The organism is Streptomyces sp. NPDC059668, assembly GCF_042734135.1.
In the GTDB taxonomy this organism is placed as follows: Bacteria; Actinomycetota; Actinomycetes; order Streptomycetales; family Streptomycetaceae; genus Streptomyces.
Map to the genome: position 1 here is coordinate 47823 of NZ_JBHWEL010000033.1, position 19360 is coordinate 67182.

Consider the following 19360-nt stretch of genomic DNA (forward strand, 5'->3'; position numbering starts at 1 on the left):
TGTGGCGGGCGGGGTTGTTGACGACCAGCTACCCAAATGCCCGGTTGCCGGGGTTTTTTGACCAAACCGTGGCGGCCCCCGCAGCAGGCTGCGGGGCCCTCCTCGTCAACTTGGGTGAATTCACCCGCTCCGGGGGTGTCGGAGCCGTGCGGGTTGCCTTCAGTCGGAGAGGCGCTCGCCCGTGGAGGTCGAGAACACGTGGGTCTCGCCCGGACGCGGCACGACGTGCAGCGTGGCGCCCTTGTCCGGGACGGCGCGGCCGCTGACGCGGACGACCAGGTCGGTGAGGGTGTCGTCGACCTTGGCGCTGCCGTAGACGTAACCGTCGGCGCCGAGCTCCTCGACGACGTTCACCGAGACGGCGAGGCCGGCCGGGGCGTCCTCGGAGTCCTTCGACAGCGACTTGGCGGCTTCGCCGTTGTGCTCGACGATGTCGAAGTGCTCGGGACGGATACCGACCGTGACGGTGCGGTCGCCCTTGTCCGTGGCGGCCTTGAGGGCCTCACGGTTGACCGGCACGACGGAGTTGCCGAACTTCACGCCGCCGTCCGTGATCGGGACCTCGACGAGGTTCATGGCCGGGGAGCCGATGAACCCGGCGACGAAGAGGTTCGCGGGACGGTCGTACATGTTGCGCGGCGAGTCGACCTGCTGGAGCAGACCGTCCTTGAGCACGGCGACCCGGTCGCCCATGGTCATGGCCTCGACCTGGTCGTGGGTGACGTACACCGTGGTGATGCCGAGGCGGCGCTGCAGCGAGGCGATCTGCGTACGGGTGGAGACGCGGAGCTTGGCGTCGAGGTTCGACAGCGGCTCGTCCATGAGGAAGACCTGGGGCTCACGCACGATGGCGCGGCCCATCGCGACGCGCTGGCGCTGACCGCCGGAGAGGGCCTTCGGCTTGCGGCCGAGGTACTCGGTGAGGTCGAGGATCTTCGCCGCGTCCTCGACCTTCTGGCGGATCTCCGCCTTGTTGACGCCGGCGATCTTGAGCGCGAAGCCCATGTTGTCGGCGACGGTCATGTGCGGGTACAGCGCGTAGTTCTGGAACACCATGGCGATGTCCCGGTCCTTGGGCGGCAGGTGCGTGACGTCGCGGTCACCGATGCGGATGGCGCCGGCGTTCACGTCCTCGAGCCCCGCAAGCATGCGGAGCGAGGTGGACTTGCCGCAGCCGGACGGACCGACGAGGACGAGGAACTCGCCGTCCGCGACATCGAGCTCGAGCTGGTCGACGGCGGGCTTCTCGGAACCCGGGTAGATCCGGGTCGCTTTGTCGAACGAGACAGTGGCCATGGTGAGGGGCCCCCTTCACCGGCAGGAACGTGCCGGACGATCCGTTGTAAAGGTGGTGTCCACCGCGAAGGTTCACGGTGGTGTAGTCCACAAGAGTGAACTGGTTCTGGACGGTACCCGCCGTTCACGTGCTCTGTCAGTACCTGCAGCCCTGTGAACTTCGCGATAATTTTCGACAGGGGCCCGCTGTGACGTGGGTACACTGCACGGGCACGCACCCGGCGGACACGCCGCGCGCGCGTGCAGGCCTCCTTAGCTCAGCTGGTCAGAGCGCCGCTCTTGTAAAGCGAAGGTCGTCGGTTCGAATCCGACAGGGGGCTCCGCCGCCCACCAGCGCCGACGCCCCCGCGATCTTGGACCGTGGGGGCGTGGACGGCGGAATGTGACGGCGGTCTCGGTCGACGGCGCCGTTCGAGCGGGCTCGATCGGTCGGCCGCCGCGGGTCGTGAACACGTGATCACTCTCGTGCCCGGTCCACGCCGGCCGTCGCGCGCCGGTCCCCCTGCCGCGGACGCTGCCACCAGGACCGTCCTCACGGCGAGGGCACCGTCCCCGTCGCCCGGAGCGCGAGCCGCCCGTGGCCACGGGCCCCGGCCCGTCGGTCGAAGCGCCCGGCGCTCTTTCCGCTCCCGCCCCGGAACAGCCCCGCCCCGGAACAGCCCCGCTCGCGAAGCGCCTCGCCGCGGCGCTCCCGCCGCACGGGCTCCTGAGCGGCCGTCAGTCCCACCAGAAGCGCCAGACCGACCGCTCCAGCAGATCGCCGGCGTATTCGGGGAACGTGCACATTCCCTGCTCGACGTTGTCGGGGCAGGTGAGGTAGTGCTCCAGGGCGAGCACGTGCGCCTGGTCGAGGTCGGCCGGCCTGGCCGCGACCGAGACGAAGGCGGTCGCGTGGCCGAGGCCGACGAGCCGGGCGCCGAACCGGTCCTCCCAGGAACGCAGTACCGCGGACAGGTCCCCGGCGGACAGGCGGTTGGCCATGCCGGTCCATCCGATCGCGGCCGGTATGTCGGCACTGCGCGCCACCGGTACCAGGGCGAGATGGCGAAGCGACTCCGTCCGTACGAGATGTGCCGCCGCCGCGGCGGCACTGTCGTCGGGTCCGGCCTCCCCGGCAGGTGCCACCGCCAGGCCGGGCCAGGCGTCGAAGGCCGGGCTGCCGTCGGGCCAGTCGTACTCCTCGTCGTCCTCCTCGGGAGACGAGGGCACGGGCGGCAGGGCCTCCCGTTCCGCTCTGCGCCGACGGTAGGTGCGCCACTCCTCCAGGAGGTGGTGTCCGGCCTCCGTCCCGGATCCGTCCCGGGCGTCCCCCGGGCGCAGTGCGTCGTCGGGGTACTCGAACAGGACGGGATGCAGGCCCGTCGTCAGCCGGTCCCGGTAGAGGCTCTCCCACCACACGTCCGCGTCGTCCAGCGGTTCGTCACTGATCCACAGCACCGGGGACCGCGGAGGGCCGACGCGCGGAAGTCCGTCCGGGCGCGGCGAGAGGAGCCGTCCGGCGGGCAGTCCCGCCGGCAGTCGGCGCAAGGCTTCGGGAACGTCCGCAGGAGTCACGAAGCGGAGGCTAATGCCCGGGTGTGACAGCGAGTTGGCGATCCCGGCCCCGGGAAGGGGCATCCGGCGCCGTAGCCCGCGCTTTTCGCTGCCATGCCCCGTGGCGCGGCCTTACCCTGTTGGGCACCATCAGGGAGCCGCGCCAGCTGTGTGGAGGTAACGGGGTGAAAGGGCGCAGTCCGGATCGGGTCCGCAACGAGCTCATCGTCTCCATCGTGGACACACTGCAGAACTCGGCCACGGTGAGCCAGGCCGGCAGCCGGGAGATCTGGCGGGAGATGCTGGCCGGCGAGCTGGCCTCGCCCGTGGAGCCCTTCGGCGGAGACCGGCTGCGGCCCTGGCTGTTACAGGTGGTGAAGGCGTGCACCGCCGTCGGCGACGGCCTGGCCTGCTTGGTGCGGTCGCTGGAGTACGTGGAGCAGCAGTCGGCGACGGTCGTGGAGCTGTGGCCGCTCGTGGACGAGTGGGAGGCCGTCGACTTCTTCAACCACGCGGACCTCGGCCATCTGCGGCCGGTCCTGCTGTCGATGGGGTCCTCGGACCTGGCCGTCATGGCACGCCGCTCCAGCCGGTCCCGGGTGCAGGAGCTGCCCGCGTGGTGCCGGACGGGGTGGCAGGTCTTCCTGCGGCTGGCGGGCGAGAACTCCCCGGCCGGTGAGCTCCCGCCCAGCATGGCCTTCCTCGCGCTGTCGGCCGACCGGCTGGTGGAGGACGGTCAGGCGGAGGCCGCCGAGGTGCTGCGCCGCTTCAACCGCGGCCAGGCCGCGGCCCTGGGGATGGAGAGTGTGCTGGCGGAACGGCAGCAGGCGGACTTCCCGCATCCCCCGCCGTCCCTCGTCCCCGCCTATCTCATGATCCAGTTCGAGCCGGACCGGATCGAGGCGGACCGCTACTACCTGTCGCACTGGCGCCAGTCCGACTCCGAGGGCTGGCACCCGGTGCGCGGCGAGACCGCCCATCTGGGCCGGGAGGAGCTCCCGGGCGCGGTGGAGCGGCTGATCGAGGAGGCCGAGGAGAAGTGGGCCGATCTCCGGCAGCCGGTGATCCTCGAGTTCATACTGCCGTGGGAGCTGCTCAACGAGCCGGTGGAGTGGTGGTCGAAGGAGTCCGGTTCCGGGTCCCCGACCCCGCTGGTCCTGGACTACCCGGTGGTGGTGCGCAGCATCGAGCGGTTACAGCGTGCCGCCTGGCACCGGCCCTGGCACAACAAGTGGCGGCAGCTGCGGGAGCGCCCGGCGGACAGCCATCCGCACTGGAGCAGTCCGGAGCGCGACGGGGCGTACTTCTTCCACCTGGAGCGTGAGCTGAAGGAGGACCAGCACGCCGTGTGCCTGGTGCTCAGCCAGCCCCCCGGCGACGACTCGGGCACCGGCCGCCGTGAGGTCCTGGCCGGACTGCGGGCCGGGGTGCCCGCGATGATCTGGCACCGCAGCGACTGCGCGGACCCGAAGTTCAAGGACGCCATCGGCGAGATCCTTCAGGACCGGGGGCTGGGCAGTCTGGCGGAACGGGTGGGGGAGTGGCGCAGGGAGGCGCTGGCCCTCGGCCCCACGGCCTGGGACGGGCACGTCGGCCGCCATCTGGCCATCCTGCTCGACGATCCCGAACGCAAGCCGAGCCCGCCAGGACCGGTGTAGGGCGGCATGCCCCCGTCGCCCGGAAGGCGCCCCCGGCCGGTGCGCGGAGGCGGGTACCCCGTGGTCTTGCACGGGCTCGCGCCGAGTGCCACGCTGTTTGCGAGACAGACTCACCGGCTGTCCGCAAGGGGTGGGTGCCGCCGAACGGGTGGGTACCGTCCGGAATTTGAGTTTCCCTCAGTCCTTCCGCCCCCTGTGGCCTGCCGTCTTGCACCGCACGCAGACCACTGCCAGGCTTGGCACGTGGATGTCACGCATGCCCGCGGACTGCGGGACTCCTCCTCGGTGCTCCCTCCGTCGTCGGGCATGACCGGACGCTCTGAGGGCGCTTATGCAGCGTGACGACGGCCCACGACCACCATCGGCATGGGCTTCCGGCGACGCGTCACCGTGCGCGGTGGCGCACGCCCTGCGGGGACTGGAGCGGGCCGGGTCCGCGCAGCGGCCGTCCGTCCTGCTCGTCGTGGACGACTACGTGACGATGCGGGTCTGGGACGAGACGGTCGACCGGCTGGCCGAGGAGCTCGCCGCCCAGGAGTCGTCCGGACCGGTCACACGCTTACGGCTGCTGAGTTCCGACGACACCGAGCCGGGCCGGATCCGGCTGGAGCATCTCCCCCCGCCCGTGGGTGAACACCGGGTGGTGCTGGTGCTGACCGACGGGCTGGCGGCGGGCTGGCGGTCGGACGCGGTGCTGCCGCTGCTGAGGGAACTCGGCCGTTCCGAACCCCTCGCCGTGCTGCACCTGTTGCCGCAACGGCTCTGGTTCCGCACCGGCCTCGACGTGCACCGCATGCGGCTGGCATCCGGGCGGCCCTGGGCGCCGAACGACTCCCTGCGGTGGGAGCTGCGCACCTCCCCCCTCGAACCCGTGGACGACGATCCCGCGGCGCGCTCCGGCGTGGTGCCGGTCCCCGTCCTGGAACGGACCGACCACTCGCTCTCCGACTGGGCCGATCTGGTGGTGGCCCGGGCCGGGGACTGGGTGGAGATGTCGGGCGTCCGGGCCCGGGACTGGAAGCGGCGTCCGGACGCCGCCCGCGCCGTCCCATGGGTCGACGACGTTCCCGACCCCGCCAGCGCGGTGCCCCCGTGGGAGCGGGTCTCGGAGTTCCGGGCCGCCGCGTCGCCCACCGCGTTCGCCCTGGCCACCCGGCTCGCCGCGGCTCCCCTGACGCTGCCCGTGATGAGCACCCTGACGGCCTCGGTACCGGGCGCCGGACCGGCCCACCTCACCGAGCTGCTGATGAGCGGTCTGGTGCGGCCGGCGGGTGCGGAGGCCGAGCGGGCGGCCGAGATGGTCTTCGCCTTCGGCCCGAACATCCGCCAGGAGCTGTTGGCGTTGGCCCGCCGCCGGGACACCGTCCGGGTGCTGCACGACGTACGGGTGCTCATGGCGACCGCCCCGGAGGACTCCGAGCCGGTCCTGCCCGCCCCGGACGAACCCGTCGAGGCGACCGGTGTGCCGCCCGTGACCCCACGCAACGTGGCGTTCCTGCGCGTCGAACTGACCGCGTTGCGCGCCCTGTCCGGACGTTTCCTGCCCCGCGCCGAGCGTCTCGCGCGGGTGCTGCGCGAGTACGACCGGCGGAACACCGTCGATCTGGGCAAGGACGCACTTACCCGCACGCGGCGCCGGCACCCCGCCGGCCCGCCGGGGCGGGACGCAGCGGACGCCCCGAGGGTGCCCGAGACAATTCCAGGAGGAGCCGCGACCATGGCCACCACGCAGCAGCCCACGGTGGGGAACGCGCGTTCGGCGCAGCCGCGCATCTGGGGGAACATCCCTCCGCGCAATCCCAACTTCACCGGCCGCGTGGACCTCCTTGAGCAGTTGAGCGACCGCTTGCGGCGGGAGGGCACGACCACCGTGCTGCCCGAGGCGATCCACGGCATGGGCGGTGTCGGGAAGACCCAGCTGGCGATCGAGTACGCCTACCGCCACCAATCCGAGTACGACATCGTCTGGTGGATCCCCGCCGAGCGTCCCGGCCAGATCGGCCAGGCCCTGGTGGAACTCGCCCAGCGGCTCGGTCTGGGCACCAGCGCCGAGGCCAACATCGCGGGCCCCGCGGTGCGCGAGGCGCTGCGCGAGGGCCGGCCGTACTCCCGCTGGCTGCTGATCTTCGACAACGCCGACAGTCCGGAACGCGTCCGCGACTACTTCCCCACGGGCGGCAGCGGCACCATCCTCGTCACCTCCCGCAACCGGCGCTGGAGCGTCGTCGGCCCCTCCCTGGAGGTCGACGTCTTCACCCGGGAGGAGAGCAAGCAGCTGCTGCGCCGTACCAGCGCCTACGGCGAGGAACTCACCGACGCCGACGCGAACCTGCTCGCCGACGCGCTCGGCGACCTTCCGCTCGCCCTGGAACAGGCCGCGGCCTGGCGTGCGGAGACCGGGATGCCGGTGTCGGAGTACCTGCGGCTGTTCGAGCACAAGCGCAGTGAGCTCCTCGAAGTCTCGCCGCCCCCGGACTACCAGTTGCCGGTCGCGGCCGCGTGGAACGTCTCCCTCGACCACCTGGAGACCCGCAGTCTCACCGCGCTGCGACTGCTCCAGCTCTGTTCCTACTTCGCGCCAGACCCCATCTCCCGCTCCATCTTCTCCGGCCTCGGCGGCAGCAGCATCGACACCGAACTCGACCGTGCCCTCAACGACCCCATGCGGCTCGCGCGTGCCATACGGGAGATCAACCGCTATTCGCTCGCCCGTATCGACCACCGCACGAACTCGATCGAGATGCACCGCCTGGTCCAGGCGGTGCTGATCAACCGGATGACGCCCGAGGAGCAGAACCGCATGCGCAACGGCGCCCACACGCTGTTGGCAGCCGCCGACCCCAAGGGGCCCAACCAGGCTGCCAACTGGCCGCGCTATGCCGAGTTGTACGGCCATGTCATCGCGTCGGGCGCCATCGAGTCCGATCAGCCGTGGGTGCGCGAGCTGGTGCGGAACGTCGCCCGGTACCTCTGGTACTGGGGCGACCACAAGGTCGCCGTCGAGTTCTCCGAACAGGCCTGGCGGACCTGGCAGCGGCTCTACGGCGACGAGGACCAGCAGACGCGGCTGATGGGCTGGTGGCTGTGCTTCCTCTACCTGAAGGTCGGCAGCCACGACGACGCCGCCACCCTGGTGGCCCAGCTCAAGGACGTCTACGCCCGCACCGCACCGCCGGACCGCGAGGACACCCGTGAGGACGCCCTGGAGACGATCAACCTCGAAGCCGCGGTACGCCGTGTGGAGGGGGATTTCGCCGCCGGCGCCGAGCTGGACGAGATGGCCTACGACCGGGCCCGGCGGGCCTTCGGCGAGGACGATCCGACGACCCTGGTCACGGCGCACAACCTCGGCGTGAGCCTGCGTATGGTCGGCGACTTCCAGCGGGCCCTGGAACTGGACCGGCACACGCACGCGATGAAGGCGCGGCTGTACGGCCGTGATCACACCCAGTCGCTGATGACCGAGGCGAGCATCTCCGTCGACGTACGGGAGACCGGTGACTACGTCGGCGCGCGGTCCCTGCAACAGGCCGTCGCGGACGGCTACCAGGCCGTCCTGGGAACCGGTAACCCCTCGACGCTGCAGGCCGTACGGCAGTTGAGCGAGGCCTGCCGCAAGGAGGGCGACCACGCCACCGCGCTGGAGCTGGCGCGCGAGGCGTTCAGCCAGTTCACGCGCCGCTACGGCGACACGCACCCCGAAGCGCTGATGGCGGCTCTGGCGCTTTCGGTGGCCCTGCGGCACAACGGCGAGCTGGAAGCGGCCCGCGACCGTGGAGAGAAGGCCTGCGAGAGGTTCCGCAAGATCTTCCGGTCCGATCATCCGCACGTACTGGCGGCCGACATCGACCTCGCGGTGACCCTGCGGCTGCTGGGCCGGGCGGAGGAGGCCAGGCAGCGGGACGAGGCGGCGCTGGAGTCACTGACCGAACGCCTCGGGGCGGGCCATCCGACGGCGCTGGTCTGCGCCATCAACCTGGCGAGCGACCTCAGCGCGTTGGGGCGGACCGCCGAGGCCCGCGAACTCGGCGAGAGGACGCTCGAACTGTGCCGGGTGCGCCAGGGCGTCGACCACCCGACCACACTGGTGTGCGCGGCCAACCTCTCCCTCGACCTGATCGCCGTCGGCGAGGAGGCGGAAGGCGAGGCACTGCGCGTGGACGTCCTGGAGCGCATGGAGCGCGTACTGGACACCCCCCGGCTGCGCGCCGACCAGCTCACCCCCCACCCCGCCACCGAGCAGGCCCGTTCCGGGGAGCGCTGCGACTGCGACATCGACCCGCTGCAACTGTGACCCGGGGACGGTCCGCACCGGAGGCCTGAGCCGGGACGGTCAGGCCGGCCCGGGAAGGGACGAGCCGAGCCATGCGGCGAGCCGGACGGGGTCTGCGGGAGTGCCCGTGTCCCGGCAGAGCGCGGTCTGGACGGCCCGTGCCCGTTCGGGGTGGCGGCACAACAGCCGGGCCGCGGCCGGTTCCGTGCCCGCCATCTCCAGGGCCCGGCCCAGGCCGGCCCAGGCTCCGGCCCGCCCGGGTTCCACGGTCAGCCGTGCCGCGTACGCGTTCCCTGCCGCCGTGGCGTCGCCGACGGCCAGCAGGGCATCGCCGGTCAGGGCGCCGGTGACGCGGGCCGCGGTCTTCTCCGGTTCCTCGGGGGAGCGACGGTCGTCGTCCCGGCCGCTGAGGTGGTGGCGGACCAGCATGGCGAGGCTGTCCAGCCAGCGGGCGGAGGGGTCGAGCACCACGTCGGGCTCGGTGGCCAGGGCCGCGGGCGGAGCGCTCTCACCTCGCAGCCAGGCGCGCACGGTCTCGTCCACCGCCGATGCGGCGGGCCGCAGATGGTGGGCCCGCCAGCGGGTGGCGTGGTCGGCGGCACACAGCCGGGCCAGGGCGAGCGGCTCCTCGGGGACCGGATCCTCCAGCCACTGGGCGCAGCGGTCGTGCAGCGTGTCGAGGAGGGCGGCACCGAGCGGTGTGAGGTGCGGATGGCCGTGGACCTGCTCCATCGCGGTCGCGACGTGGGCCCGCCACAGCGCGAACTCGAAGTGGGCGATGCCGTCGCGGGAATGGGCGCCGTGGCGGTGGGCGCGCCAGAACCGGGTGATTCCCACGAAGGCGTAGATCCCCTGGAGCAGCCCCTGGAGCGGTCGGGGGTCGTCCCGCCAGGGCGCGTACCACTGTTCCGTGCCGCTGTCGGCGCGGCGGTCCAGGAGTGGTGCCAGATGGAGCAGGCCGCCCAGTTTGGTGTGCTGGAACTCGTGTACGAGGGTGACGGCCAGTTGGACGGCGTCGTCCGGCTCCGAGACCTCGATGCCGCCGAACGCGTCCCCCGATGTCACACTGCGCGGCCGGAATCTTTCCCTCGCGGAGGTCGGGCTGAGGGAGAACACACCCCGTCGCATGGCTTCGGCCGTCGCGGGCTGCTCCCGAAGCAGTACCGCCCAGGCCTGCCCCAGCACCTGCCGCCACTGCGCGGCGGCCTCCTCGGAGAGCGGACGCGGTTCGGTCGGCCGGGGGTACGTCCGGTACGGGTCCACGTCGTCCAGCACCACTTCGAGCCGTTGCTCCACCGGTCCGACCGCGAGCCGGCGAAGGGCGTGCCACCCCGGTCCCGGCGTGCCGGGCGGGAGGGGTATCGCGACCGTCGCCCCGGGTGTCTCCACCACCGCGTTCCCGGCCTCGGCGCGGACCGTGGCCGTGGTCCACGGACCGGTCACGGGTACCACCGCGCAGCCGAGGGTCGGCAGCGGGACCCGGCCGTGCCGCACGGGCACCTCGATGGTGAAGTCCACGCCCGCGAGCAGTCCCGCCGCGGCGGCGAGGGCGGATACGTGACCGGTATCCACCCACAGAGGGGGCTCGTCCCGCGCGGCCGGCGCGCGCAGCCGGCGCAGTGTCCCGGCGAGCCACATGCCCGTCTGCGGATACATCAGCACGTCGTCGACGACGGACGGGGACGCGCGCTGGGCCTCGCTGAGGAGGTCCCAGGCGGGACCGAGGCGGGCCGCGTCGTCGAGGATCCGTAACAGCAGCAGACGGCGGCTTCGTTCGGCTCCGAGGATGAGTTCGACGGTGGCCGGGCCTCCCTCACCGCGAGTCAGCTCGGCCAGGCTGCCGTGCGGCAGACGATGGTGCGGCAGCGAGGGCTCAGAGCGCATGGGCGGGCCTGGCGTCGTCAGTCGAAGCGTTCCGCCTCGCCGCCGCCGAAGCCGTTGACGCTGGCGAGGGTTTGATCGATCCTCTGCAGCAGTTCCTCCAGGGATGTGGCGAGAACCTGACTGTCCATGGAGCGCAGCGTTTCAAGGGATACCCCCGCGAGATCGACCAGGCTGGACTCGACGGCGGCCACAGACGGCTCCATGACGGCCAAACCCCTTCCCCCCGGCTGCATTTGTGGATGCGGGCTGCTCACATCCTCCTGATAATGGCCCGCCATACGGGGGATGAAACCCCGCACCTGCGGGGCGGCGCGATATCAGGTCAGCGGCGCCCTTCGGCTCGACGGTGGTGCCGGGACAACTCCACCGCTTCGTCGTCCATGCGGGCCACTCCCGCGGAGTCGCCCTCCAACAACCGTATCGCTTCTAGAAATTGATCCAGCGTCCCCGGATAGCGCAGGCAGGTCCGCAGGATCCCGAACACATCAGGACGCAGCGCGGGCGCCCTGGGGCTCATCGCCGCGACGACCGGGTCGATGCTGCCCAGCACCAGGGCCAGGGTGGTGCGGTCGCTCACCGTGGGCAGCGCGGTCAACGCTTCCACCAGGCCCGCCAGGTCACGGAGAGGTAGGTCGTCCGGCAGATCCGCAAGGGTGACCGGGCCCGCGGGGGTGGCCCGCGCGGGCGGGACCCGCACCAGCCCCCCCGCCGCCCCCGGAAGCCCCGCGCACTCCTGGAGCACGGCCAGTTCGGCCCCGGTCAGCAGCCCGTACCAGCGCTCCACGCGCACCGCGGCCAGTCGGCCGAGGCCGTCCGTGCGGTGGTGGGCGCTGACCAGGCCGACGAGCGCGGCGTCGTGCCAGACGGCCGCGCCCGACATGCCCTCCCAGGGGGACCGGTCCGGTTCGGCGTCCGACTCCGGTGGGGTGACCGCGAGTTCGAGGGTGCCCTCGCGGCGGTTGGACAGCACCGAGGTGATGCCCGTGGCGTGGCAGGAGTCGCGGTACTGGGAGGCCGAGCCGTCGTCGAGCAGCCGCATCCGGTCCTCGCGCAGCTTGAACCGCGGAAAGCCCATCGCGCTGCACGGCAGGACGACGTCCGCGTCGGGCACCGCGCCGTAGGCGGGGGGTTCGGGCGCGGCCGCGTGCACGCCCCGCGGCACGGACCCGGTGATCTCCAGGAGCGCCACGTCCGCCTTGTCGGAGGCCAGGAGCACCCGCGCGGGCGCCGTCCACTCCGCGGCGCGGTCGGCCTCGAACCGTACGCCCGCGGTCGCCCCGTCCACGGCGCGGACCACGTGCGCCGCGGTGAGCACCCAGCGGAGCCCGACCCGGTACCCGGAACCGCGCCGCCCGGGACCCCGGCCCGCGGCCGGACGCACCATCACCTCCGCCACCCGGACCGGATCGAGTCCGGCGCGCGGGTCCCGCCCCGGCACGGCTCAGCGCTCCCGGTCGGCCTCGGCCCCGCCCACCCACGGCGCCCGTCCGCCGCCGCTGTGGGTGCGCGGATCGAGCGTCAGCTTCACCCGGTGCGTGACGCTGTCGGCCACGCGTCCGTCCGCGCCCGCCTCCACCACCCAGAAACGGATCTTCCCGCCCGCCGTCGCCGACCGCTCCACGACCACGGCCGCCTCCAGCTCCACCGGACCCACCTCGAAGTACAGATCCTCCCCCTCCGCAGCCGTCCGGGCCGCGGTCAGTTCCCTGCGCAACTCCTCGATCAGTTCAGCGAGTTCAATCACACCCCGTCCCTTACCCGTACCGCCCACGCGTCACTCGGTCCGGGGCCGTCACCCGATCCGGGGCGATTGCGCGATGTGGCTCTGTGTGACCTCTCGGATGTACTAGGGTCACTCAAGCAGCCCCAAATCACTGGAAAAGCCATATTTCAGTGATATGCAGGGCATTGATGGCAGACCTTGCACCACAGGCCCTGCACCACAGACCTTGACCGCACACCTTCACCGTCACAGGGGCGCCGCCATGGAGAAGTCCGGAGTCGAGTCCGAGCTGATCGACCTCAGCGACGTCCCGCTGGACGCGTGGCCCGGTCTGGACCTGCCGTCCGCGTCGGCCTCCATGCGCCGGCTGCTCAGCCGCGTCGACGACCCCGCCGGCAGCCTCGGCGGCTACAACCCGCAGCGCGAGGAATAGGGCCCGACCGACCGCCCGAAAGCGTCGCCGCACCCTCCCCGGCAGCAACGAACAGGCTCCCCCATGCAGCAGACGGCCCGGCCCCACGTCCTCTCACCGCAGTCGTTCGACGAACTGCTGGGCGGCGGGGGCGGCCCCGCGACGGTGGACACGCTGCGCAGCAGCGAGCGGAGCTGGCGACTGCTCGTCGTACGGGCCCTGCTGGACTCGGCGGCGACCGCGCCGCCCGGCCCGCTGCCTCCGCTGACGGAGGGCTGGCGGCTGCTGTCCCGCGCCTGGGCCGCGTCCGAGGACGCACGGGAGGCGGTGGAAGGGCTGCTGGGGTACCCCGCGGTCGGCGTCTGGGCGGCACACACACTGCGCCGGCTGCGCGGGACCGCCCAGGACGACGCGCCCCTCTGGGCGGCCACCGGCCACCTCCACGCCATCGCCGCGGCCGCGGCCGTCCGGGCCGGTCTGGAGTTCCGCGCCGAGATCCCGGTCCGGCACGGATGGGCGGTCCTGCCCGCGCTCGGGGCGATGCGGGTGCCAGGCCCGGCGGACTGGGACGTGGCCGAGGTCTCCGCCTCCGCCGGGCGCGTGCGGATCGCCGGGCGCCCGCTGGAGGGACCGGACTGGCACGCGCTGACGGAACTGCGCGCCGCCGGCTGCACCCTGCTCCTGGACGACATCGACCCCTACCGCGACCTGCGGAAACCGGGCCGCGTCGAACCGGTAGCCCGGCCCGGCGAGTGGCAGGAACTCTTCGCCCCGGCCTGGGACATCCTCCGGCGCACCGACACCGAGGCCGCCCGGGCGCTGGCGGGCGGGCTGGTGTCGGTGGTGCCCCGTCCGCGCGCCGAGCGGTTCCGGCCGCACAGCGCGTCGTCGGGCGAGGCCTTCGGCGGCGCCCTGGCCTCGGCGCCGGACGACGCCGAACAGTTCGCCTCGACGCTGGTGCACGAGTTCCAGCACAACAAACTCAGCGCGTTCATGCACCTGTTCACCCTCTACGACGACCGGGACGGCCGGCTGCACTACGCCCCCTGGCGCGACGATCCGCGGCCGCTGGGCGGCCTGCTCCAGGGCGTGTACGCCTTCTTCGGGGTCACCGCGTTCTGGCGGCGGCGCGTCCATCTGCTCGGGCAGTTCGAGTTCGCGCTGTGGCGCTGCCAGACGGCGCACGCGCTGCGCGGGATCGGCTCGGCGGACGGGCTCAACGAACTGGGGCGGCGGCTGGTGGCCGAGCTGACGCGGCGCGTCGAACCCTGGCTGGACGAACCGGTCGACGTGCGGGCGAGGTCCGCGGCCGCCCTGGCGGTCGCGGACCACCGGGCCGCCTGGCGCGCCCACCATCTGCGGCCGGCGGCGGAGACGGTCCGCGCGCTCGCGGCGGCCTGGTCCCGCGGCGCGCCGCTCACGCCCGCTCCGGACACGGCGCCCGTCCCCGGCGGCCCGCACGGCGGCCCGCTCCGCGGGTTCGACACCCGGGCGGTGCTGCTGCGGTGGCTGCTGGCCGACCCGGCGGGCTTCGCGGCGCTGCGGGACGATCCCGGCGCCGTGGTCTCGGGCGCGCTCGACGAGGACGTCGCCCTGGTGGAGGGCCGTACGCCGGAGGCCCTGCACGCGTTCCACGAGCGTGCGGTCCGCGGCGGCGACCCCGACGCCTGGGTGGGACTCGGGCTGGCGGCGCGGGCCGGCGCGGACCGGGCCGGCGAAGGCCTGCTGGCCCACCCGGAACTCGCGATGGCCCTGCACACCGCGCTGGACGGGCGCGCCGACCCGCTGGAACTGGGCCGCGCCCTCGCCCCCGCGTGTCCGTGAGCCGCGGGGGCGGGCTCCGCCGGGACACTCCCGGCGCCGGCCGCGCCGGCGTGCCCGTGACCCGAATGGCGGACGCGCGGACTACGTGAGCTCCCGCAACCGGCGGGCGATCTCCCGCTGCACCGGCTCCAGCGGGCGGCCGTCCTCGATCTCCCACAGAGTGTTCTGTAGGACACGGCCGAGGGTCCAGGCGCGGGCCCGCGCGCGCTCCAGACCCATGACGTCGGTCATCGCGTCGAAGCGGCGGCGGATCTCGCCGGGCTCGAAGCGGTTGCTGAGCGCGGGACAGAGTTCGAATCCGGGGTCGCCCGCGAGCGGCTTGGGGTCGATGGCGACCCAGGGCGCGCTCCCGGCGTCATGGTCGTCGTCGTGGTCGGCGGCGTGATGGCTGTCGTGGTCGTCGTCGTGGTGGAGGCCGCGCAGGACATTGTCGTAGTGGAGGTCCCAGTGGAGGAGACGGTCACCCGGCTCGGTCACCACCTCGCGCACCGCCGCGGCGCAGTCCCCGACGAGCCGCCGGTCCGACGGGTCCGGAATCCGCCGGAGGGCACCCGGTGCCCGCTCCAGCAGGTCCGCCGCGACGTCCCCGAGCCGCCGTACGCCCTCCGGTGCCGCCACGGCCGTCAGCCGGGCCAGCAGCCGCGCGACGACGAGGGTGGCCTCGCGCGTGTCCGGGAGGTGCGTCAACATACGGGTGTGGTCGAGCCGTTCGAGCAGCAGGGTGCCGGTGGCCCCGTCGTGGTCGAGAAGCCGTACGGCGCCGTCGCCGGCCCAGGCGCGCAGCGCGAGCGGCTCACCCGCGCTCTCCTCGTCGAGGAGCTGGAGCTTCAGCACGGCCGGGGTCCCGTCGGCCCGGCGCACCGGCAGCACCAGCGCCGTCACGCCGTGCATCGAGGGGCCGTCGAGGCGGAGTTCCCAGCGGTCCAGGAAGTGGGCCGCCCGCCGAGGGAGCGCGGCGACGAAGGCACGGCCGGCCGCGCCGTTGTACCGCAGCTGCGAGGCGGCCAGCGCGTCCGGAACGTCGATCACCCCGCCGACCCTACGCGTGGGGGAGCGGCCGCCCATGCGCGCTGACCGGCTCCTGCGCTCCGCGGGGCGCTACATACGCAGCGCCCCCGGCACCTACATATGGCTGGGCGTCCTCTTCTTCACCACCGTGGCCCTGCACCACATGTCGCCGGACTTCGAGGAGGACTTCCTGCGGCAGCGGTCCACCAACATCCACGAGCTGTCGAACGACCCGCTGCGGGTGCTGTTCTCCAGCGCGATGTGGGTCGACGGCGGCTACTGGTTCCCGTACGCCTTTCTTTTCACCGTGTTCCACGCACAGGCGGAGCGCTGGCTCGGCACCGTGCGCTGGCTGATCGTGTGCGTGGCCTCGCACGTGCTGGCGTCGCTGGCCAGCGAGGGGGCGCTGCTGGAGGCGGTACGGCGCGGGATGGCACCGGAGTCCGCCGTCAACACCGTCGACATCGGGGTGAGTTACTCGCTGGCGGGGGTGATCGCCGTACTCACGTACCGGATCCCGGCGCCCTGGCGGTATCCGTATCTGGCGGCGGTCCTGGTCTTCTACGGGCTGCCGGTCCTCGGCACCCCCACCCTCACCCAATGCGGACATTTCCTCTCCATGGTGATCGGTCTGGGCTGCTATCCGCTGGTCAGAGGCCGCGGAAAAGCACGGAATCCGAAGGAGACACTGGCCGTCCCCAGGGGTTAACGTCCCGGCCATGAGCAGCAGCGGCACGGGAAGCGGCACGGTCAACGGCGGCATCTCCTTCTGGTACGCGGACGACGGGCTCCCCGTCCCGCGCGAGCCCCTGCCGGGCGACGCGACCGCCGACGTCGTGATCGTCGGGGGCGGTTACACGGGGCTGTGGACCGCGTACTACCTGAAGAAGGCGGCGCCCTCGCTGCGCGTCACCGTCCTGGAGCAGAAGTTCTGCGGGTACGGCGCGTCGGGGCGCAACGGCGGCTGGCTCTACAACGGTGTCGCGGGCCGCGACCGGTACGCGAGACTGCACGGCCACGAGGCGGCGGTCCGTCTGCAGCGGGCGATGAACGAGACGGTCGACGAGGTCGTCCGGGTCGCCGCCGAGGAGGGCATCGACGCGGACGTCCACCGGGGCGGCGTCCTGGAGGTGGCGTACACGCCCGCGCAGCTGGCCCGGCTGAAGGCCTTCCACGAGCACGAACTGTCGTACGGGGAGCGGGACCGCGAGCTGTACGGCGCGCGCGAGACCGCCGAGCGGGTCCGGGTCGCGGCCGCGGTCGGCTCGGCCTGGACGCCGCACGGGGCACGGCTGCATCCGGTGAAGCTGGTGAAGGGGCTGGCCGCGGCCGCCGAGGCGCTCGGGGTGACGATCCACGAGCGGACACCGGTGACGGAGATCCGTCCCGGGCACGCCGTCACGCCGAACGGAACGGTCCGCGCCCCCTACGTCCTGCGCTGCACGGAGGGTTTCACCGCCTCCCTGAAGGGTCAGCGGCGCACCTGGCTGCCCATGAACTCGTCGATGATCGCGACGGAGCGGCTGACGCCCGAACAGTGGGCGCGGATCGGCTGGGAGGGCCGCGAGACGCTCGGCGACATGGCGCACGCCTACATGTACGCGCAGCGCACCGCCGACGACCGCATCGCGCTCGGCGGCCGGGGTGTCCCGTACCGCTTCGGTTCGCGCACCGATCACGACGGCGGCACGCAGCAGGCGACCGTCGAGGCCCTGTACGGCATCCTGGTCCGCTTCTTCCCCTCGCTGGCCGGCGTCCGGGTCGAGCACGCCTGGTCGGGCGTCCTCGGTGTGCCGCGCGACTGGTGCGCCACGGTCACCCTGGACCGCGCGACCGGCCTCGGCTGGGCCGGCGGTTACGTCGGCTCGGGTGTCGCCACCACCAACCTCGCCGCCCGCACCCTGCGCGACCTCGTCCGGCTGGACTCGGGCCAGGCGGGCCCGACCGCGCTGACCGGCCTGCCCTGGGTCGGCCACAAGGTCCGCAAGTGGGAGCCGGAGCCGTTCCGCTGGATCGGCGTGCACGGCATGTACGCGACCTACCGCACCGCGGACCGCCGCGAACTGACCACGCACAGCGCGCAGTCGTCCCGGCTGGCGCGGATGGCGGACCGGGTGGCCGGGCGGCACTGACCGGGCGCCACCGACGGGGCGCCACCGACGGGGCGGGACCGACGGGGCGGGACCGACGGGGCGGGACCGACGGGGCGGGACCGACGGGGCGGGACCGACGGGGCGGGACCGACGGGGCGGGACCACGCACGGCCGGCCGTGCGGCGGGTGTGTGACACTGCGCCCATGATTCGCACCGCCACCCCCGCCGACGTCCCCGTGATCCACGCGATGGTCCGTGAGCTGGCCGAGTACGAGAAGGCGCCGGACGAGGCGCGGGCGACCCCGTCGCAGCTGCGCGAGGCGCTGTTCGGCGAGCACCCGGCGGCGTTCGCGCACGTCGCGGAGGAGGCCGGGGAGGTGGTCGGGTTCGCCCTGTGGTTCCTGAACTTCTCGACCTGGCGCGGGGTGCACGGCATCTACCTGGAGGACCTCTACGTACGTCCGCAGTCGCGTGGCGGTGGGCACGGCAAGGCGCTGCTCACCGAACTGGCGCGGATCTGCGTGGCGCGCGGGTACGAGCGGCTGGAGTGGTCGGTGCTGGACTGGAACCGGCCGTCCATCGAGTTCTACGAGGCGCTCGGCGCGCGTCCGCAGGACGAGTGGACGGTGTACCGGCTGACCGACGGGGCCCTGCGGGGGCTGGGTTCACGGGACTGACTCGGGGACGGGGGCCGTCCCGAGCGCGTGCTTGGGGGCCTTCGCGGTGACCAGTAGGGCGGCGACGAGGCCGGCCGCGAGCATGATGCCGCAGGCCCACCAGATGGCGATCGTGTAGCCGTGCACGATGCCCTCGCGGACGACCAGGGCCCTGCGCGCCGGGTCGGTGAGGTGGGCGGCGATGTAGGTGGCACCGCTGGTGGTGGCGACGGTGTTCAGCAGGGCCGTGCCGATCGAACCGCCGACCTGCTGGGAGGTGTTGACGGTCGCGGAGGTGACGCCCGAGTCCCGCGGGGCGACGCCCGCGGTGGCGGTGGCGAAGATCGGCATGAAGATCAGGCCCATGCCGAGCCCCATCAGGAGCATGCCGGGCAGCAGCAGGCCCGTGTAGTCGGAGTGCACGGTCAGCCGGGTGAAGACCAGCATTCCGGACGTGGCGAGGAGTGTGCCGGGGACCATCAGCACGCGCGGCGCCACGTGGTGCAGCAGCCGCGCGGAGATCTGCGTCGAGGCGACGACGATGGCGGCCGTCAGGGGCAGGAAGGCCAGGCCCGTCCGCACCGGCGAGTAGCCGAGGACGACCTGCAGGTAGTAGGTCAGGAACAGGAACATCCCGAACATGCCGATGACGGCGAGCGCCATGGTCAGGAAGCAGCCGGCGCGGTTGCGGTCCCGGACGACGTGCAGGGGCAGCAGGGGGCTCGGGGCCCGCTGCTGCCACCACACGAAGGCCGCGAGCAGGGCGAGGCCGGCCGCGAGCAGGGCGAGGACCAGCGGGTCCGTCCAGCCGCGTGGCTCCGCCTCGCTGAAGCCGTAGACGATGGCGACGAGGCCGCCGCAGCCGAGCGCGGCACCCGGGACGTCGAGGCGGGGGGGCCCCGGGGGGGGGGGGGGGCGCGGGCGGGGGGGGGGGCCCCCGCCCCCCCCCCCGCCGCGCCACCCGGTGTGAGATGGAGACCCCCCCCCCCCCCGAGGCGA

The 19360-nt window shown here is 72.9% G+C and carries 15 protein-coding genes and 1 tRNA gene; 8 read left to right on the top strand and 8 right to left on the bottom strand.

What is annotated here, in order from left to right:
- Positions 1-159: 159 nt before the first annotated feature.
- Positions 160-1296, bottom strand: a complete 1137-nt coding sequence (locus ACFV2J_RS23440; protein ID WP_385087303.1) for an ABC transporter ATP-binding protein — start codon at positions 1294-1296, stop codon at positions 160-162.
- A gap of 246 nt (positions 1297-1542) precedes the next feature.
- On the opposite strand from ACFV2J_RS23440, the gene ACFV2J_RS23445 reads away from it, so the two are divergent.
- Positions 1543-1616 (top strand) — tRNA-Thr (locus ACFV2J_RS23445).
- A gap of 397 nt (positions 1617-2013) precedes the next feature.
- Here the strand turns inward: ACFV2J_RS23445 and ACFV2J_RS23450 are convergent.
- Positions 2014-2850, bottom strand: a complete 837-nt coding sequence (locus ACFV2J_RS23450; RefSeq protein ID WP_385087305.1) for a DUF4253 domain-containing protein — start codon at positions 2848-2850, stop codon at positions 2014-2016.
- Between the two features lie 215 nt (positions 2851-3065).
- Between ACFV2J_RS23450 and ACFV2J_RS23455 the strand changes: the two genes are divergently transcribed.
- Positions 3066-4487 (top strand): hypothetical protein, encoded by a 1422-nt coding sequence (locus tag ACFV2J_RS23455; RefSeq protein WP_385440388.1) that lies wholly within the window; start codon positions 3066-3068, stop codon positions 4485-4487.
- 397 nt (positions 4488-4884) lie between these two features.
- A complete protein-coding gene (gene fxsT, locus ACFV2J_RS23460) occupies positions 4885-8781 on the top strand; it encodes an FxSxx-COOH system tetratricopeptide repeat protein (RefSeq protein WP_385087309.1) in 3897 nt (1298 codons plus the stop codon).
- Between the two features lie 39 nt (positions 8782-8820).
- On the opposite strand, the gene ACFV2J_RS23465 is transcribed toward fxsT, so the two are convergent.
- The 4 genes from ACFV2J_RS23465 to ACFV2J_RS23480 form a co-directional block, all read right to left on the bottom strand.
- The gene (locus ACFV2J_RS23465) at positions 8821-10644 is read right to left on the bottom strand and encodes an HEXXH motif domain-containing protein (RefSeq protein ID WP_385087311.1); all 1824 of its coding nucleotides are present in this window, start codon (positions 10642-10644) and stop codon (positions 8821-8823) included.
- Positions 10645-10661: 17 nt separating this feature from the next.
- A complete protein-coding gene (locus ACFV2J_RS23470) occupies positions 10662-10835 on the bottom strand; it encodes a hypothetical protein (protein ID WP_385087313.1) in 174 nt (57 codons plus the stop codon).
- A 131-nt stretch (positions 10836-10966) separates the two neighbouring features.
- On the bottom strand, positions 10967-12082 hold the full coding sequence (locus ACFV2J_RS23475; protein ID WP_385087315.1) for a trypsin-like peptidase domain-containing protein: 1116 nt from the start codon (positions 12080-12082) through the stop codon (positions 10967-10969).
- 3 nt (positions 12083-12085) lie between these two features.
- Positions 12086-12388: a trypco2 family protein gene (locus tag ACFV2J_RS23480; protein ID WP_266699979.1), complete on the bottom strand. Its 303-nt coding sequence runs from the start codon at positions 12386-12388 to the stop codon at positions 12086-12088.
- Between the two features lie 241 nt (positions 12389-12629).
- Between ACFV2J_RS23480 and ACFV2J_RS23485 the strand changes: the two genes are divergently transcribed.
- The gene (locus tag ACFV2J_RS23485) at positions 12630-12800 is read left to right on the top strand and encodes a hypothetical protein (protein ID WP_385087317.1); all 171 of its coding nucleotides are present in this window, start codon (positions 12630-12632) and stop codon (positions 12798-12800) included.
- A 63-nt stretch (positions 12801-12863) separates the two neighbouring features.
- Complete coding sequence (locus ACFV2J_RS23490) at positions 12864-14603, top strand: HEXXH motif domain-containing protein (protein ID WP_385440395.1); 1740 nt, start codon at positions 12864-12866, stop codon at positions 14601-14603.
- Positions 14604-14684: 81 nt separating this feature from the next.
- Here ACFV2J_RS23490 and ACFV2J_RS23495 read toward each other — a convergent pair whose 3' ends face one another.
- The gene (locus tag ACFV2J_RS23495; protein ID WP_385087321.1) at positions 14685-15668 is read right to left on the bottom strand and encodes an aminoglycoside phosphotransferase family protein; all 984 of its coding nucleotides are present in this window, start codon (positions 15666-15668) and stop codon (positions 14685-14687) included.
- Here ACFV2J_RS23495 and ACFV2J_RS23500 point away from each other — a divergent pair.
- The 3 genes from ACFV2J_RS23500 to ACFV2J_RS23510 all read left to right on the top strand — a co-directional run bounded on the left by ACFV2J_RS23500 (position 15667) and on the right by ACFV2J_RS23510 (position 18382).
- Positions 15667-16320 (top strand): rhomboid-like protein, encoded by a 654-nt coding sequence (locus ACFV2J_RS23500; RefSeq protein ID WP_385087323.1) that lies wholly within the window; start codon positions 15667-15669, stop codon positions 16318-16320. The genes ACFV2J_RS23495 and ACFV2J_RS23500 overlap by 2 nt on opposite strands.
- A 10-nt stretch (positions 16321-16330) precedes the next feature.
- Positions 16331-17743: an NAD(P)/FAD-dependent oxidoreductase gene (locus ACFV2J_RS23505; protein ID WP_385087325.1), complete on the top strand. Its 1413-nt coding sequence runs from the start codon at positions 16331-16333 to the stop codon at positions 17741-17743.
- 165 nt (positions 17744-17908) lie between these two features.
- Positions 17909-18382 (top strand): GNAT family N-acetyltransferase, encoded by a 474-nt coding sequence (locus ACFV2J_RS23510; protein ID WP_385098384.1) that lies wholly within the window; start codon positions 17909-17911, stop codon positions 18380-18382.
- Here ACFV2J_RS23510 and ACFV2J_RS23515 read toward each other — a convergent pair.
- Positions 18371-19360: MFS transporter (locus ACFV2J_RS23515; RefSeq protein ID WP_385440401.1), on the bottom strand; the 990-nt coding region annotated here is incomplete at its 5' end. The genes ACFV2J_RS23510 and ACFV2J_RS23515 overlap by 12 nt on opposite strands.

Excerpts from the sequence above, each read along its gene's own strand:
- ACFV2J_RS23440 (WP_385087303.1), bottom strand. The coding sequence starts at position 1,296 with ATGGCCACTGTCTCGTTCGACAAAGCGACCCGGATCTACCCGGGTTCC.
- ACFV2J_RS23465 (WP_385087311.1), bottom strand. The coding sequence starts at position 10,644 with ATGCGCTCTGAGCCCTCGCTGCCGCACCATCGTCTGCCGCACGGCAGC.
- ACFV2J_RS23485 (WP_385087317.1), top strand. The coding sequence starts at position 12,630 with ATGGAGAAGTCCGGAGTCGAGTCCGAGCTGATCGACCTCAGCGACGTC.
- ACFV2J_RS23490 (WP_385440395.1), top strand. The coding sequence starts at position 12,864 with ATGCAGCAGACGGCCCGGCCCCACGTCCTCTCACCGCAGTCGTTCGAC.
- ACFV2J_RS23500 (WP_385087323.1), top strand. The coding sequence starts at position 15,667 with ATGCGCGCTGACCGGCTCCTGCGCTCCGCGGGGCGCTACATACGCAGC.
- ACFV2J_RS23495 (WP_385087321.1), bottom strand. The coding sequence starts at position 15,668 with ATGGGCGGCCGCTCCCCCACGCGTAGGGTCGGCGGGGTGATCGACGTT.
- ACFV2J_RS23505 (WP_385087325.1), top strand. The coding sequence starts at position 16,331 with ATGAGCAGCAGCGGCACGGGAAGCGGCACGGTCAACGGCGGCATCTCC.
- ACFV2J_RS23510 (WP_385098384.1), top strand. The coding sequence starts at position 17,909 with ATGATTCGCACCGCCACCCCCGCCGACGTCCCCGTGATCCACGCGATG.